The sequence below is a fragment of the Bacteroides sp. 3_1_23 genome, assembly GCF_000162555.1.
Lineage (GTDB): Bacteria > Bacteroidota > Bacteroidia > Bacteroidales > Bacteroidaceae > Bacteroides > Bacteroides ovatus.
Genome location: NZ_GG774949.1, coordinates 1474216 through 1490547, shown reverse-complemented (window position 1 = coordinate 1490547; position 16332 = coordinate 1474216). Strand labels below are relative to the sequence as shown.

Genomic DNA, 16332 nt, shown 5'->3' with positions numbered 1-16332 from the left:
GGGCTTTTTTGTTTTAACAAGTGCTCGTATAAAAGGAATCGATAAACAAACTTACCCTTTAGTTGTTATCTTTTCATTTCATAAAAACCTGAACTGATATGAATATACGAGTGTGGGGCACATCGCTCCTTATGTTTCTTTCAACTGTGACCGCGGTTGGACAGACCGCAAACCGTTATTTGAAAGCTCCGCTTCCTCAAGATTGGGAAGAGAGCGGGGAAGTGTTTCAACAGATACTTCCGGTAGATGACCATTGGTGGAAGTCATTCCAAGACACCAAACTGGACTCTTTGATAGCTCTGGCAGTAGATCGTAATTACTCCGTTGCCATGGCAATCAACCGTATAGCTGCCGCTCGTGCCAATCTTTGGATAGAACGCAGTAACTTTTTTCCTTCCATCGGATTGAATGCAGGATGGACCCGTCAGGAAACCAGTGGAAATACAAGTTCACTGCCCCAAACAACCGATCATTATTATGATGCTTCGCTAAGCATGAGCTGGGAGCTTGATATTTTCGGCAGTATCCGGAAACGGGTAAAAGCGCAGAAAGAGAATTTTGCCGCCAGCAAGGAAGAATACACTGGAGTCATGGTCTCATTAGCTGCAGAAGTAGCCTCGGCTTATATCAATCTAAGGGAGTTGCAACAAGAGCTTGAAGTGGTGAAGAAAAACAGTGCTTCGCAGGAAGAAGTCCTGAAAATCACGGAAGTACGCTATAACACCGGGCTGGTTGCTAAACTCGATGTGGCACAGGCCAAGTCTGTATTATATAGCACAAAAGCCTCCATTCCCCAGTTGGAAGCGGGTATCAATCAGTATATCACAACATTGGCTGTCTTATTGGGAATGTATCCCCAGGACATTCGTCCTGTTCTTGAATCTAGTGGTACATTGCCCGATTATATGGAACCTATCGGAGTGGGAATGCCTGTCGATTTATTACTGCGACGGCCTGATGTACGAAGTGCGGAATTGAGCGTAAATGCGCAGGCAGCATTGCTTGGAGCTTCGAAAGCGGATTGGTTGCCGAAAGTTTTCTTGAAAGGTTCATTTGGATATGCCGCCCGTGACCTGAAGGATCTCACCAAAAGTAAAAGTATGACTTATGAAATTGCTCCGTCATTGAACTGGACTATTTTCAATGGAGGACAGCTGGTGAATGTAACCCGGCTGGCAAAAGCGCAACTGGATGAAGCGATCAACCAGTTTAATCAGACGGTTTTAACTGCCGTACAGGAAACGGACAATGCTATGAATTCCTACCGGAATTCAATCAAACAGATTGTAGCCCTGCGGGAAGTACGCAATCAAGGAATTGAGACATTGAAACTTTCACTGGAACTTTATAAACAGGGACTTTCGCCTTTCCAAAACGTACTTGATGCACAACGTTCTCTGTTATCTTATGAGAATCAGCTGGTACAGGCACAAGGTAGTTCGCTTTTGCAACTGATAGCCCTCTACAAGGCTTTAGGGGGTGGTTGGAGAGAATAAAAATCAATCTATAAAATATATAACCTAACAGATATGAAAAAACTGATGTATATCTTTCTTGCACTGCCTATATTGACGGGTTGCAAGGAGAAGAAAAGTACAGGAGCGATGGGAGGTATGCCAACTCCGGAAATTAGTGTGACCAAACCCATAGTGGAGGATATTACTTTGACGAAAGATTATCCGGGTTATCTGACAACAGAAAAGACGGTGAATCTTGTAGCCAGGGTGAACGGAACCTTGCAGTCTACCTCTTATGTCGCAGGTGGACGGGTGAAACAGGGGCAACTGTTGTTTGTCATTGAACCAACCTTATATAAAGATCAGGTGGAGCAAGCAGAAGCAGAACTGAAAACTGCCCAAGCGCAATTGGAATATGCTCGTAATAATTATAGCCGTATGAAAGAGGCTGTAAAGAGTGATGCGGTCAGTCAGATACAGGTACTTCAGGCTGAATCTTCTGTGAAAGAGGGTGTTGCAGCTGTCAGCAACGCGGAAGCAGCTTTGAGCACCGCCCGTACAAACTTGGGATATTGTTATGTCCGTGCACCGTTTGACGGCACCATCAGTAAGGCGACTGTAGATATAGGAAGTTATGTAGGCGGTTCGTTGCAACCAGTCACATTGGCTACTATTTATAAAGATAATCAGATGTATGCTTACTTTAATGTTGCTGATAATCAATGGTTGGCAATGACGATGGATACCCAGCAGTTACCGACTGATCTTCCTAAAAAAATAATGGTTCAACTGGGAAAGGGGGGAACTGAAAGTTATCCGGCTACGCTCGATTATCTTTCACCAAATGTAGATGTGAATACAGGAACACTGATGGTTCGTGCCAATTTTGATAACCCGAAAGGGATATTGAAGAGCGGATTATATGTAAGCATAACTTTACCTTATGGAGAAGCTAAAAATGCCATGTTGGTGAAAGAGGGCTCTATCGGAACCGACCAGTTAGGCAAATACTTATATATTGTAAATGATTCGAATATAGTTCATTACCGGCATATTGAAATAGGGCAGTTGGTCGACGGCACTTTACGGCAGGTATTGGGGGGACTTTCCCCGCAGGAACAGTATGTCACGGAGGCTTTGATGAAAGTCAGAGACGGAATGAAAGTAAAGCCACTTCCTGATTCCCTCCCTAAAAGAGGGAAATAAGGTCTTTTGGATAACTGATTGATTAACAAATGAAATCTTTTAAACCTATACATTATGTTTTCTAAGTTTTTTATCAACCGACCGATATTTGCTACTGTCCTTGCCCTGCTTATTGTAGTAGCCGGTCTGGTCACACTCAATATATTGCCTGTGGCGCAATTTCCGGGGATCACACCGCCAACGGTGCAGGTCTCTGCCGTTTATCCCGGGGCAAATGCTGAAACTGTTGCTCAAACAGTGGGTATTCCTATCGAACAGCAGGTGAATGGTGTAGACGGCATGCTTTATATGTCTTCCAATTCTTCATCTTCGGGAGCATATTCTCTGACTATTACATTCGCTGTTGGTACGGATATCGATATGGCAACTGTGCAGGTACAAAACAGGGTAAGTATCGCACAATCATCGCTGCCGGAACCGGTGGTGGTGCAAGGGGTCACTGTGCAGAAACAATCTTCAAACATTGTGATGTTTTTGACAATGACTTCGCAGGACTCTGTGTACAACAGCCTGTATCTGACTAATTATGCCAAATTGAATTTAGTGGACCAGCTGACACGTGTGCCCGGAGTGGGTGCTGTGAATGTGATGGGAGCAGGGGACTATTCGATGCGCATCTGGCTCGATCCGGAGGCTATGCGTATACGGAATATTTCACCGCAGCAAGTCTATCAATCGATCCAGTCACAGAATGTGGAAGTATCCGCCGGATATATCGGTCAGCCTATCGGACAGGATAATAATAATGCTTTTCAGTATACTTTGAATGTTCAGGGACGATTGAATTCTCCTGAACAGTTTGGAGATATTATTATTCGCCGTGAGCAGGACGGAGCGATGCTTCGTCTGAAAGATATTGCGCGCATTGATTTGGGGTCTGCTTCATACAGTGTAGTGTCGCGATTGAATGGAAAACCTACGGCTGCTATTGCTATTTACCAGCAACCGGGTTCCAATTCGCTGGATGTTTCAAAAGGAGTGAAAGCTAAGATGGAGGAACTGGCAGAAAGTTTCCCGTCAGGAGTGGCCTATAATGTCACTTTGGATACGACTGATGTCATCCATGCTTCCATTGATGAAGTGATGGTCACCTTTTTTGAAACGACTTTGCTGGTGATACTCGTTATTTTCTTGTTCCTGCAGAATTGGCGGGCAGTGATTATTCCTTGTATCACTATCCCGGTATCGCTGATCGGTACATTTGCCGTAATGGCGGCATTTGGTTTCTCTATCAACACATTAACATTGTTCGGACTGATTTTGGCAGTTGCTATTGTGGTGGATGATGCGATAGTGGTGGTGGAGAACGCTTCGAGGTTATTGGAAACCGGGCAGTACTCACCTCGTGAAGCCGTGACAAAAGCGATGGGAGAGATCACGGGCCCGATTGTCGGGGTGGTTCTCGTATTGCTTGCCGTGTTCATTCCAACAATGATGATTAGTGGAATTTCAGGTCAGCTGTATAAGCAGTTTGCGCTGACTATTGCCGCTTCTACCGTATTGAGCGGTTTCAATTCGTTGACATTGACTCCTGCACTTTGCGCACTGTTTCTTGAAAAGAGTAAACCTTCTAACTTCTTTATATACAAAGGTTTCAATAAGGCTTATGACAAGACGCAAGGGGTATATGACAAAATTGTCAAATGGTTGCTTCAACGTCCGGGAATGGCTCTCGCTTCTTATGGCACTTTGACCGTTATTGCTCTATTGCTCTTTATGCATTGGCCGTCAACTTTTATCCCGGACGAGGATGACGGATATTTTATTGCTGTTGTTCAACTTCCGCCTGCCGCCAGCCTTGAGCGTACGCAAGCAGTGGGAGAAAAGATAAATGGTATTCTGGATTCTTATCCGGAAGTAAAGAATTATATTGGTATTTCCGGCTTTTCTATCATGGGTGGTGGCGAACAGAGTAACTCGGCAACTTATTTTGTGGTGCTGAAAAACTGGAGTGAGAGGAAAGGGAAGGAGCATACGGCTGCTGCCATAGTCAACCGTTTTAATGGTGAAGCGTATATGACTATTCAGGCTGCGGAAGTATTTGCCATGGTTCCTCCGGCTATTCCGGGATTGGGTGCATCCGGTGGTTTACAGCTTCAGTTGGAAGACCGGCGTAATCTGGGACCGACGGAAATGCAGCAGGCCATCAATGCCTTGCTTGCTTCTTATCATTCAAAACCGGCTTTAGCATCTGTATCCAGCCAGTATCAGGCAAATGTTCCGCAATATTTCTTGAATATCGACCGTGACAAAGTCCAGTTCATGGGAATTGCCTTGAACGATGTTTTCTCTACATTGGGCTATTATATGGGAGCGGCTTATGTGAATGATTTTGTTGAATTCGGCCGTATTTACCAGGTGAAGATTGAGGCACGCGATCAGGCACAGCGGGTAATTGATGATGTCTTGAAGCTAAGCGTGCCGAATTCGGCAGGAGAGATGGTGCCTTTTTCTTCTTTCACCAAAGTGGAGGAACAGTTAGGCCAAGACCAGATTAACCGCTATAATATGTACTCGACTGCTTCTCTGACTTGCAATGTTGCTCCGGGAAGTAGTACCGGGCAGGCTATTCAAGAAGTGGAAGCATTGTTTAAGGAACAGCTGGGAGATGAGTTTGGGTATGAATGGACTTCCGTTGCCTATCAGGAAACCCAGGCTGGGAATACGACTACCATTGTTCTGATTATGGCGTTAATTGTTGCTTTCCTGGTACTTGCTGCACAGTATGAAAGTTGGACCAGCCCGGTAGCAGCCGTCATCGGATTGCCGGTAGCCTTATTAGGTGCCATGATTGGCTGTCTGATTATGGGAACTCCAGTCAGTATTTATACGCAAATCGGTATAATCCTGTTGGTTGCACTTTCTGCAAAGAACGGAATTTTGATTGTGGAATTTGCCCGTGATTTCCGTGCCGAGGGTAATTCAATTAGGGAAGCTGCCTTTGAAGCGGGGCATGTCCGCTTGCGTCCGATCCTGATGACTTCTTTTGCTTTTGTATTAGGAGTGATGCCCTTGTTATTCGCCACCGGTGCAGGTGCACAAAGTCGTATAGCATTGGGTGCCGCTGTAGTATTTGGTATGGCCATGAACACTTTATTGGCTACCATTTATATTCCTAATTTCTACGAATTCATGCAGAAATTGCAAGAGCGATTCAGCAAAAAGAAAGGAAATGAGGATAGTGGGAAAGATGTTGCCGTATAGAAGTAAAAGGCTGTTTGAAGACTACCTGAAAGGGGAGTTGGTATAGTGACGCCATCTGTTTGGGATGGTGTCACCATAGTAAGCAAATAGCGTCACTATCTTGAACGGATAGTGACGCTATTTTATTCTTGCAGGTAAGTATGTTTTTTAAGGCGAATGAAGCGGATCATTTTTATAAAGATTTGTAATCTGGAATATCCTGGAGGAACGTATAACTCTGATTCTCATAATCCATCTGGCAACAATAATGTTGCATTCCGTTGCTGACAATCAGATAATCTACTTTCAATACCATATTATACCGGGTGATCTGATCGAAAACAGCCTGTGTGATTTCGATATGTGGTGCTTTATATTCCACAATCATCCGGGCTGATAAATCTCTCCGATAAAGTACGGTGTCGCATCGTTTGGTAGTACCGTTCAACTTTACCATTACTTCATTGGCCAGAAGGGCAGTCGGATATCCTTTGTGTGCAATAAGAAAGTGAACAAAGTGTTGCCGTACCCATTCTTCAGGGGTAAGGGCGACATATCGTTTACGAATTACGTCGAAAATTACATTTTTTCCGTTTCGTACGTTTATTTTAGTGTCGAATACTGGTAGATTTAACGATAACATTTATTATTTTTGTAAGTTAAATAATGGTTCCCATTATTGGGAGCACAAATTTAATAGATAATTATGAAAACAAAAGAAGAAATCGTAGCTAATTGGCTGCCCCGTTACACAAAACGTAACCTGGAGGATTTTGGAGAGTATATTCTGTTGACTAACTTCAACAAGTACGTCGAGATTTTCGCAAATCAGTTTAATGTTCCCATCTTAGGAAGGGATGCAAATATGATTTCTGCTTCTGCCGAAGGCATCACTATGATTAACTTTGGTATGGGAAGTCCCAACGCTGCCATCATCATGGACTTGCTGGGAGCTATTCAACCCAAGGCTTGTTTGTTTTTGGGAAAATGTGGTGGCATCGACAAGAAAAATCAGCTTGGCGATTTGATTCTCCCTATTGCAGCTATCCGTGGAGAGGGAACTTCTAACGATTATTTTCCTCCCGAAGTTCCTGCATTACCTGCATTTATGTTGCAGCGTGCCGTTTCTTCATCCATCCGTGACAAAGGCCGTGACTATTGGACTGGTACCGTATATACCACCAACCGCCGTATCTGGGAACATGATGATGTATTCAAAGAATATCTGAAAAAGACCCGGGCTATGGCAGTTGATATGGAAACTGCAACTTTGTTCAGTTGTGGCTTTGCCAATCATATTCCTACCGGCGCATTATTATTAGTGTCCGATCAGCCAATGACCCCCGACGGAGTAAAAACAGATAGAAGTGATAATTTGGTTACCAGAAATTATGTAGAAGAGCATGTTGAAATTGGTATTGCTTCTTTGCGCATGATTATTGATGAAAAGAAAACTGTTAAACACTTGAAATTCGACTGGTAATCCGGTCTTTCTGAAAATTATATATGGCAAAACAAGAACTGACCTGTGATGACATCCTCAAGGAATTGAGAGCAAAGCAGTATCGCCCTATCTATTACCTGATGGGAGAAGAGTCGTATTATATCGACTTGATTGCAGATTACATAACGGATAATGTGTTGAGTGAGACGGAAAAAGAATTCAACCTGACTGTTGTGTATGGGGCTGATGTGGATGTGGCAACGATTATAAATGCTGCAAAGCGTTATCCCATGATGTCGGAACACCAAGTAGTAGTAGTTAAGGAAGCGCAGGCGGTACGTAATATGGAAGAGTTGTCGTATTATCTTCAAAAGCCTTTGCTTTCCACCATTTTAGTGATATGCCATAAGCATGGAACGTTGGATCGTAGAAAGAAGCTGGCTGCCGAGGTGGACAAAGTTGGTGTACTGTTTGAATCTAAAAAAATAAAGGATGCACAACTTCCCGGTTTTATAGCTTCATATATGAAACGGAAAGGAGTTGATATGGAACCTAAAGCAACTGTTATGCTTGCTGATTTTGTAGGTTCAGATTTGAGTCGTCTGACCGGAGAACTTGAAAAGTTGATTATCACTTTACCTGCCGGGCAAAAACGCGTAACTCCTGAACAGATAGAAAAAAACATAGGCATAAGCAAAGATTATAATAACTTTGAATTGCGCAGTGCTTTAGTGGAAAAGGATATATTAAAAGCAAATAAGATAATAAAATATTTTGAGGAAAATCCGAAAACTAACCCAATCCAAATGACGCTGTCTTTATTATTCAGCTTTTACTCCAATCTAATGTTGGCTTATTATGCGCCGGATAAATCAGAGCAAGGGATCGCAAATATGCTAGGACTAAGAACTCCTTGGCAGGCCCGGGATTATATGGCAGCAATGCGAAAATATAGCGGAGTAAAGACGATGCAGATTGTTGGAGAAATACGATATGCTGATGCAAAATCCAAAGGAGTCCAAAATAGTTCTATGACAGATGGAGATATTCTTCGTGAATTAGTGTTCAAAATTTTGCATTAAGTAGGATTAAGAATTACCTATATAATCAGACATATACTTTTACCGTAGATAGAAACGGGAAGTATATGTCTTTTTTTGTATTCCCGCAATTACTTCCATTATAAAAAAGACTTTCACAATGCCAGTGATTATTTACAAATAGATTTACTCCTTTTGTAGTTTTATAGAGTTACCCATTTAACGAACTACACAAAGTATATTTTTAGAATTTTGTATTGATCTATCTTCAAGGAAACTTTTTCTTTTAAATAGGAGCTTTAATTTTTAAACGAGAAAAGTTTACTTATTCTTGAGTTTATCAAAAAAGCATTTTGGATTTTAAAGGTATCGTTTTATAGTGAGAATGGAGATTTTTTCTTTTCTCTAAAATCATCCATTAGTGTCATTTTGATAATCCAGAGTATTTTTGATTACTATAAGCCTATTTTTTCTAGTTTAATAGAAAAATAGAATCTGAATTATAGGGGTAAGTGTTTGTATTTCATTTTTTTTATGCTAAAAATGAGCTTCCTAGAATTGAAAAAAAATAAATAAGTGGGGATCGGTACGGAAATATTGCAAGGATTCTCTTTTTAGAGAAGATTGTAAAGGATGATTAGAAAAAAATAGCAATATACATTGGTAAAGTATGAGTTGATCCCTTCCTTTTATTGCTTTTGCAACTATCAATATTTACTTTTGTGTATTTATGTGGTTACAAATGTGTCGTATACTTATGTGAGTGAATTCCAAATGTAATCAAAAGATGGTGTTTACAATAATATATTTATGCATTTACAAAAATAATACCCTATATACAAATGTAGTTTTTCAGGCATTAACAAATACTTTTATATCTATTATCTTATTATAAATCAATATTATATAGTTTATTATATCAATTAGTGCTATAAGAGCCTTCTATATGTGGTATGTATATTTGTGAATGTCTCTATTTGAGTTTCATTTGTGTTATATATATGGTTGTATATCTGTGTTTTATGATATATAATTAAACTAAAGCTATATGTTTATAATAACTCGTTTTATTCTATATACAAGCGTAATATTCGATTTGTATAATATAATACACTTTTGTAATATTAATATTTTTATATTTGTAATTTGCTTTTGTGAATCTAATTATTTACCTTTGTATAATCGATGAGATAGTGCGTATTTTTGTGAAATAGGTACATAACACATACAATTGTAATAAAAAGAAGGTAGTATGGAAATAAAAGACAGAATCAGAATGATAATGGAAAGAGAAAAAGTTCCTCCTAGAGTTTTTGCTGAAACAATTGGAGTGCAACAATCTACTCTCTCTCATATTTTAAATGATCGGAATAAACCCAGCTTAGAGGTCGTTATGAAGGTTCATCAAAAGTATGACTATATAAATCTTGAATGGTTGCTTTATGGTAAGGGCGAAATGATGGTCTCTGAAGAAGGAACTTCCTTTTCTTCTTCTAACCACGATTATCTGCCTTCTTTATTCGACGAGAATCCCGTAAATTCGTCCAAAGAGCCGACTCTTCCGGAAAATCGCAAGGAAATGCCGTTAAGAAATGCCGAAAATGCCCCCAAAGAGATTGTAAAACAAGAGATTAGGTATATAGAAAAGCCTGCCAGGAAAATCACGGAAATAAGAATATTTTTCGATGATAACACCTATGAGACGTTTCGACCTGAAAAATGAAGAGTAAAATCGGTGGTTTGAGCAATTTCCTGTATCTTTGCACCCGGAATACGAATTTATACTTTTATATCCATACATGAAGAAATTTATTTTAGATCTGACAGTGACCGAGAATATCAGATTGAATGCAAACTATGTATTGCTAAAATTGACATCTCAGTCATTACTGCCCGAAATGTTACCTGGGCAGTTTGCCGAACTCCGGGTGGACGGTTCGCCTACTACATTCTTACGGCGTCCCATTTCTATTAATTTTGTAGATAAACAGCGAAATGAGGTCTGGTTTCTGATCCAGCTGGTTGGTGATGGAACAAGACGTTTGGCAGAGGTTAATCCCGGTGAAGCAATAAATGTAGTGCTTCCACTGGGAAATGCATATACAATGCCTCTGGAGGCTTCTGATAAGCTCTTATTAGTTGGTGGAGGTGTCGGAACAGCCCCTATGCTTTATTTGGGTGAGCAGTTGGCTAAAAAAGGTCATAAACCTACATTTCTGTTAGGTGCCCGTAGCGATAAAGATCTGTTGCAACTGGAAGAGTTTGCCAAATATGGAGAGGTATATACTACTACGGAAGATGGTAGCCATGGAGAAAAAGGATATGTTACCCAACATTCTATATTGAATAAGGTACGATTTGAGCAGATTTACACTTGTGGTCCTAAACCGATGATGGTGGCTGTGGCAAAATATGCCAAAAGTAATCAGATAGAATGTGAAGTATCTTTGGAAAATACAATGGCTTGTGGTATCGGAGCATGCTTATGTTGTGTGGAAAATACGACAGAAGGTCATTTGTGTGTATGTAAAGAAGGTCCTGTTTTTAATATAAATAAACTACTATGGCAGATTTAAGTGTAAACATTGGTGAATTACAAATGAAAAACCCGGTGATGACGGCATCCGGTACATTTGGATATGGTGAAGAGTTCTCCGACTTCATTGATATAGCGCGAATAGGTGGTATTATTGTAAAAGGAACTACTCTTCACAAACGTGAAGGAAACCCTTATCCGCGTATGGCAGAGACTCCTTCTGGGATGTTAAACGCTGTGGGACTGCAAAATAAGGGTGTTGATTACTTTGTGGAGCATATATATCCCCGTATAAAAGACATCCAAACGAATATGATTGTAAACGTTTCGGGATCTGCCATCGAAGATTATGTAAAAACAGCTGAAATCATTAATGAACTTGACAAAATTCCTGCTATAGAACTAAACATCTCTTGCCCTAATGTAAAGCAAGGTGGTATGGCTTTTGGTGTGTCAGCAAAAGGGGCATCAGAAGTAGTAAAAGCAGTGCGTTCAGCTTACAAAAAGACACTTATCGTAAAACTCTCCCCGAACGTTACGGACATCACTGAAATAGCTCGTGCAGCAGAAGAAAGTGGTGCGGATAGCGTGTCATTAATCAACACATTGCTGGGTATGGCGATTGATGCGGAACGTAAACGCCCTATTTTGTCAACTATAACAGGCGGAATGTCGGGAGCAGCCGTAAAACCTATCGCATTACGTATGGTATGGCAAGTTGCCAAGGCGGTAAATATTCCTGTCATTGGATTGGGGGGGATTATGGACTGGAAGGATGCTGTCGAATTCATGCTTGCAGGTGCGACGGCCATCCAAATTGGTACGGCAAATTTCATAGATCCTGCTGTTACTATTAAAGTGGAAGATGGTATAAATAATTACCTGAAAAGACACGGATGTAAGTCTGTAAAGGAAATAATTGGTGCGCTTGAGGTATAATTGAAAACATAAAATAACCCTTCGCATTAAGTCTGCAAGAAAAATGCTATTTCTCTTTTAAATAAAGAAAGGATAAACAGGCAGGTAATAGCAGATGAAAAAGAAGTTCGTGTTTAGAGGAATTGTCTATGAGCAAAATCTTTAGATTGAAGACAAAATAAAAACGACGGTGAAGATTGCGTAAATCCTCACCGTCGTTTTTATTTACACTTTATTTTATTCTCCTAATAGGTCGGGACGAAGTTTTCTGGTGCGTTCCAGGGACTGTTGCAGTTCCCACTCTTTGATCTTTGCTTCATGCCCGGATAATAGAATATCGGGAACTTTCCAGCCTTTATAATCAGCAGGTCGTGTATATACAGGCGCTGCCAGCAAATTATCCTGGAAAGAATCGGAAAGTGCGGATTGTTCATCGGAAATGACTCCGGGAATGATACGTACGATAGCATCTGCCATCACTGCTGCCGCTAGTTCTCCTCCTGTTAATACATAATCGCCGATACTGATTTCTTTAGTAATCAGATGTTCGCGAATACGGTAATCGATGCCTTTAAAGTGTCCGCAAAGAATAATGAGATTCTGTGCCAGAGAGAGAGTGTTGGCCATCGGTTGGTTGAATTGTTCTCCGTCAGGGGTCGTGAAGATAACTTCATCGTAGTCACGTTCTGCCTTTAGAGCATTGATGCAGCGTTCGATAGGTTCTATTTTCATCACCATTCCGGCAAATCCTCCAAAAGGATAATCATCGACACGACGATATTTATCTTCGGTGTAATCACGTAAATTGTGAATGTGTATTTCTGCAAGTCCTTTATCTTGAGCTCGTTTCATGATAGAACAATTGAAGAAACCTTCAATCATTTCGGGTAAAACTGTTATAATATCAATGCGCATAATCTTTTAATTTTTCGCAAAAGTACAAATATTCAAAGATAAACATGTATTTTTGCCTTAAACAATCGAAGAAATATGGATATAAAAGAAAAAATAGAGGAATTGCGTGCCGAACTTCATCGGCATAATTATAATTATTATGTGTTGAATGCTCCTGAAATCTCGGATAAAGAGTTTGACGATAAGATGCGTGAACTTCAGGATCTGGAACAAGCACATCCGGAATATAAAGATGAAAATTCACCCACTATGCGCGTGGGGAGCGACTTGAACAAGAATTTTACGCAAGTGGCTCATAAATATCCTATGCTGTCATTGGCAAATACATATTCGGAAGCGGAAGTGACGGACTTCTACGATCGTGTCCGTAAAGCGCTAAATGAGGATTTCGAGATTTGTTGTGAAATGAAATATGACGGTACTTCTATTTCGTTGACCTATGAAAATGGGAAGTTGGTTCGTGCCGTCACCCGTGGAGATGGAGAAAAAGGCGATGATGTGACGGATAATGTGAAAACAATCCGTTCTATCCCGCTTGTATTACATGGTGATAATTATCCCGCTTCTTTTGAGATACGTGGGGAAATTCTTATGCCATGGGAAGTGTTTGAAGAGTTGAATCGGGAAAAAGAGGCACGTGAAGAACCGCTTTTTGCCAATCCAAGAAATGCGGCGTCCGGTACATTGAAGTTGCAAAATTCTTCTATTGTAGCTTCTCGCAAGCTGGATGCTTATTTATATTATTTATTGGGAGATAATCTGCCTTGTGACGGACATTATGAAAATCTTCAGGAAGCGGCAAAATGGGGCTTTAAAATCTCTGATTTGACGCGTAAGTGCCAGACATTGGAGGAGGTCTTTGAATTTATCAACTATTGGGATGTAGAACGTAAAAATCTACCGGTTGCCACTGATGGGATTGTTTTGAAGGTGAACAGTTTGAGACAACAGAAAAATTTGGGTTTTACGGCTAAGTCTCCTCGATGGGCTATTGCCTATAAATTCCAGGCAGAACGTGCATTGACCCGATTGAATAAGGTGACCTATCAGGTAGGAAGAACCGGAGCAGTCACTCCGGTAGCTAATCTGGACCCTGTACAGCTTTCGGGAACTGTCGTAAAACGTGCATCCTTACATAATGCGGATATCATCGAAGGACTTGATTTGCATATCGGAGACATGGTTTATGTGGAAAAAGGTGGTGAAATTATTCCTAAGATTACGGGAGTAGATAAAGATGCACGTAGTTTTATGCTTGGGGAGAAGGTTCGATTCATCGTCAATTGTCCCGAATGTGGTAGTAAATTAGTCAGGTATGAAGGGGAAGCCGCTCATTATTGCCCTAATGAAACAGCGTGTCCTCCTCAAATCAAAGGCAAAATCGAGCATTTTATTAGTCGAAAGGCTATGAATATTGATGGATTGGGACCGGAAACCGTGGATATGTTTTATCGCTTGGGGTTAATTAGAAATACGGCCGACTTATATAAACTCACAGCTGATGATATCAAAGGTTTGGATCGTATGGGAGAAAAATCGGCGGAGAACATTGTAACGGGGATTGCACAAAGTAAAACCGTTCCTTTCGAACGTGTTATTTTTGCTTTGGGAATTCGTTTTGTTGGTGAGACTGTGGCCAAAAAGATAGCAAAATCGTTTGAGAATATAGATGATCTGCAACAGGCAGATCTTGAAAAATTGGTAAGTATCGATGAAATCGGAGAAAAAATAGCCCAGAGTATACTTGCATATTTTGCGAATGAGTCTAATCGTGAGTTAGTTGCCAAGCTAAAAGAGGCCGGACTGCAGCTTTATCGCACCGAAGAAGATTTAAGCGGATATACGGATAAGTTAGCGGGCCAGTCTATCGTTATCAGCGGTGTGTTTGTTCATCATTCACGTGACGAATATAAAGAGCTTATCGAGAAAAACGGAGGGAAAAATGTAGGAAGCATTTCTGCGAAAACAAGTTTTATACTGGCTGGGGACAATATGGGACCTGCAAAGCTTGAAAAAGCAAAAAAACTTGGAATAACCATATTAAGCGAAGACGAATTTCTGAAACTTATATCGTAAGATAAGAAAAATATTCGTACTTTTGCGGCTAAATAAATTAGAGATTATAATTAAAACTCATGATACAGACTAAATTGAAAGGAATGGGGGTAGCACTGATTACTCCTTTCAAAGAGGATGAGAGCGTTGACTATGACGCGTTGATGCGTATGGTGGACTATCTATTACAGAATAATGCGGATTTCTTGTGTGTGCTGGGGACTACAGCTGAAACACCGACTCTGACCGAGGAAGAAAAGAAAACTATAAAAAAGATGGTAATTGACCGCGTTAACGGAAGAATTCCTATTCTGTTGGGTGTAGGTGGTAATAATACTCGTGCTATTGTAGAAACATTGAAAAATGATGATTTCACAGGAGTTGATGCCATATTGTCTGTTGTGCCGTATTATAATAAACCTTCTCAAGAAGGTATTTATCAGCATTATAAAGCGATTGCGGAAGCTACGGAGCTCCCCATCGTATTGTATAATGTTCCGGGACGTACGGGGGTAAATATGACTGCTGAAACTACTTTGCGGATTGCCCGCGATTTTAAGAATGTAGTTGCTATTAAAGAAGCATCCGGCAATATTACGCAAATGGATGATATTATTAAAAATAAACCGGAAAATTTCAATGTAATCTCCGGAGATGATGGTATAACCTTTCCGCTTATTACATTGGGAGCCGTTGGTGTGATTTCAGTAATCGGTAATGCTTTTCCTCGTGAATTTAGCCGTATGACGCGCCTGGCGCTTCAAGGAGACTTTGCCAATGCATTAACCATTCACCATCGATTCACGGAATTATTCAATTTATTGTTTGTTGATGGAAATCCGGCAGGAGTAAAATCAATGTTGAATGCCATGGGTATGATCGAGAATAAACTTCGGTTGCCACTAGTTCCTACTCGCATTACCACATTTGAGGCAATACGCAAGGTTTTGAATGAGTTGAATATTAAATGTTGATGCCTTCTTCAGCGAGGAATTCATAATAAACATCTAAGTGTTTAAAATAAATATCCCAATGATTGAATTCAGTCATTGGGATATTTATTTTAAACCAGCCAATGATTTATTTTAAGACAGCCGCTGTCTATTGTGAAAGGGTTATATTTCTTATTAATTACGTTTTTCGATACAGGTTTTTCACCTTCCTAAAGCATAGCTTTAGGGAACGGATAGCTACGCTTTAGCCTATCTAAAGCATAGCTATTTGAGGGCTTGATAAGAAATTCTAATAGCCATTGTGACATATTTCATTTCCAAACAGGTGAAAAAGGCTGTGTAAGAGTTGCCCTTCACCCGTAAACGACTTATTTATAGGGAGCCCGGAAGAAAGGTGAAGGTGAAGAGGGAATTGAAAATAAAAGATATGAGGGGATGTATCGCTTGTTTATAATGACTGACTTTTGAATCTTTTTAGTTTAGTTATAGCTAATTTCTTCGATGAAATGGGAGAAAATAAAAATCCTCCGCATCAAATGCAGAGGATTTTGTGATCGCGACAGGATTCAAACCTGTAACCGGCTGATCCGTAGTCAGCTACTCTATTCAGTTGAGCTACGCGACC

At 40.5% G+C, this 16332-nt stretch carries 12 protein-coding genes and 1 tRNA gene; 10 read left to right on the top strand and 3 right to left on the bottom strand.

Features of this window, described 5'->3' with window-relative positions; all coding sequences use genetic code 11:
- Positions 1-98: 98 nt before the first annotated feature.
- Genes HMPREF9010_RS18755 through HMPREF9010_RS18765 form a run of 3 tightly spaced genes read left to right on the top strand, consistent with a single transcriptional unit; the run spans position 99 to position 5867 of the window.
- Positions 99-1496, top strand: coding sequence for an efflux transporter outer membrane subunit (locus HMPREF9010_RS18755; protein ID WP_008647556.1), 1398 nt, complete (start codon positions 99-101; stop codon positions 1494-1496).
- A gap of 33 nt (positions 1497-1529) precedes the next feature.
- Positions 1530-2663, top strand: a complete 1134-nt coding sequence (locus tag HMPREF9010_RS18760) for an efflux RND transporter periplasmic adaptor subunit (RefSeq protein WP_004310407.1) — start codon at positions 1530-1532, stop codon at positions 2661-2663.
- A 54-nt stretch (positions 2664-2717) separates the two neighbouring features.
- On the top strand, positions 2718-5867 hold the full coding sequence (locus HMPREF9010_RS18765) for an efflux RND transporter permease subunit (RefSeq protein WP_008647555.1): 3150 nt from the start codon (positions 2718-2720) through the stop codon (positions 5865-5867).
- Positions 5868-6039: 172 nt separating this feature from the next.
- Here HMPREF9010_RS18765 and HMPREF9010_RS18770 read toward each other — a convergent pair whose 3' ends face one another.
- Positions 6040-6489, bottom strand: a complete 450-nt coding sequence (locus HMPREF9010_RS18770; RefSeq protein WP_008647554.1) for a type I restriction enzyme HsdR N-terminal domain-containing protein — start codon at positions 6487-6489, stop codon at positions 6040-6042.
- A 63-nt stretch (positions 6490-6552) separates the two neighbouring features.
- Here HMPREF9010_RS18770 and HMPREF9010_RS18775 point away from each other — a divergent pair, with 63 nt between their 5' ends.
- The 5 genes from HMPREF9010_RS18775 (at position 6553) to HMPREF9010_RS18795 (ending at position 11805) form a co-directional block, all read left to right on the top strand.
- The gene (locus HMPREF9010_RS18775; protein ID WP_004303046.1) at positions 6553-7329 is read left to right on the top strand and encodes an AMP nucleosidase; all 777 of its coding nucleotides are present in this window, start codon (positions 6553-6555) and stop codon (positions 7327-7329) included.
- Between the two features lie 23 nt (positions 7330-7352).
- A complete protein-coding gene (gene holA, locus HMPREF9010_RS18780) occupies positions 7353-8372 on the top strand; it encodes a DNA polymerase III subunit delta (RefSeq protein ID WP_004303045.1) in 1020 nt (339 codons plus the stop codon).
- Positions 8373-9582: 1210 nt separating this feature from the next.
- Positions 9583-10053: a helix-turn-helix domain-containing protein gene (locus HMPREF9010_RS18785; protein WP_008647553.1), complete on the top strand. Its 471-nt coding sequence runs from the start codon at positions 9583-9585 to the stop codon at positions 10051-10053.
- Positions 10054-10129: 76 nt separating this feature from the next.
- Positions 10130-10906: a dihydroorotate dehydrogenase electron transfer subunit gene (locus HMPREF9010_RS18790; protein ID WP_008647552.1), complete on the top strand. Its 777-nt coding sequence runs from the start codon at positions 10130-10132 to the stop codon at positions 10904-10906.
- Positions 10894-11805 carry a dihydroorotate dehydrogenase gene (locus HMPREF9010_RS18795; protein WP_008647551.1) on the top strand — a complete coding sequence of 304 codons (912 nt, stop codon included), beginning with the start codon at positions 10894-10896 and terminating at the stop codon, positions 11803-11805. Before HMPREF9010_RS18790 ends, HMPREF9010_RS18795 begins: the two co-directional genes overlap by 13 nt.
- A gap of 216 nt (positions 11806-12021) precedes the next feature.
- On the opposite strand, the gene trmD is transcribed toward HMPREF9010_RS18795, so the two are convergent.
- The gene (gene trmD / locus HMPREF9010_RS18800) at positions 12022-12699 is read right to left on the bottom strand and encodes a tRNA (guanosine(37)-N1)-methyltransferase TrmD (RefSeq protein WP_004295953.1); all 678 of its coding nucleotides are present in this window, start codon (positions 12697-12699) and stop codon (positions 12022-12024) included.
- A 75-nt stretch (positions 12700-12774) separates the two neighbouring features.
- Between trmD and ligA the strand changes: the two genes are divergently transcribed.
- Together ligA and dapA are read left to right on the top strand one after the other, a co-directional pair.
- Positions 12775-14775, top strand: a complete 2001-nt coding sequence (ligA, locus tag HMPREF9010_RS18805) for an NAD-dependent DNA ligase LigA (protein WP_004303042.1) — start codon at positions 12775-12777, stop codon at positions 14773-14775.
- Positions 14776-14834: 59 nt separating this feature from the next.
- Entirely contained in the window at positions 14835-15728 is an 894-nt protein-coding gene (gene dapA / locus HMPREF9010_RS18810) for a 4-hydroxy-tetrahydrodipicolinate synthase (protein WP_004303039.1), read from the top strand.
- 530 nt (positions 15729-16258) lie between these two features.
- Here the strand turns inward: dapA and HMPREF9010_RS18815 are convergent.
- A tRNA-Arg gene (locus tag HMPREF9010_RS18815) sits at positions 16259-16332 on the bottom strand.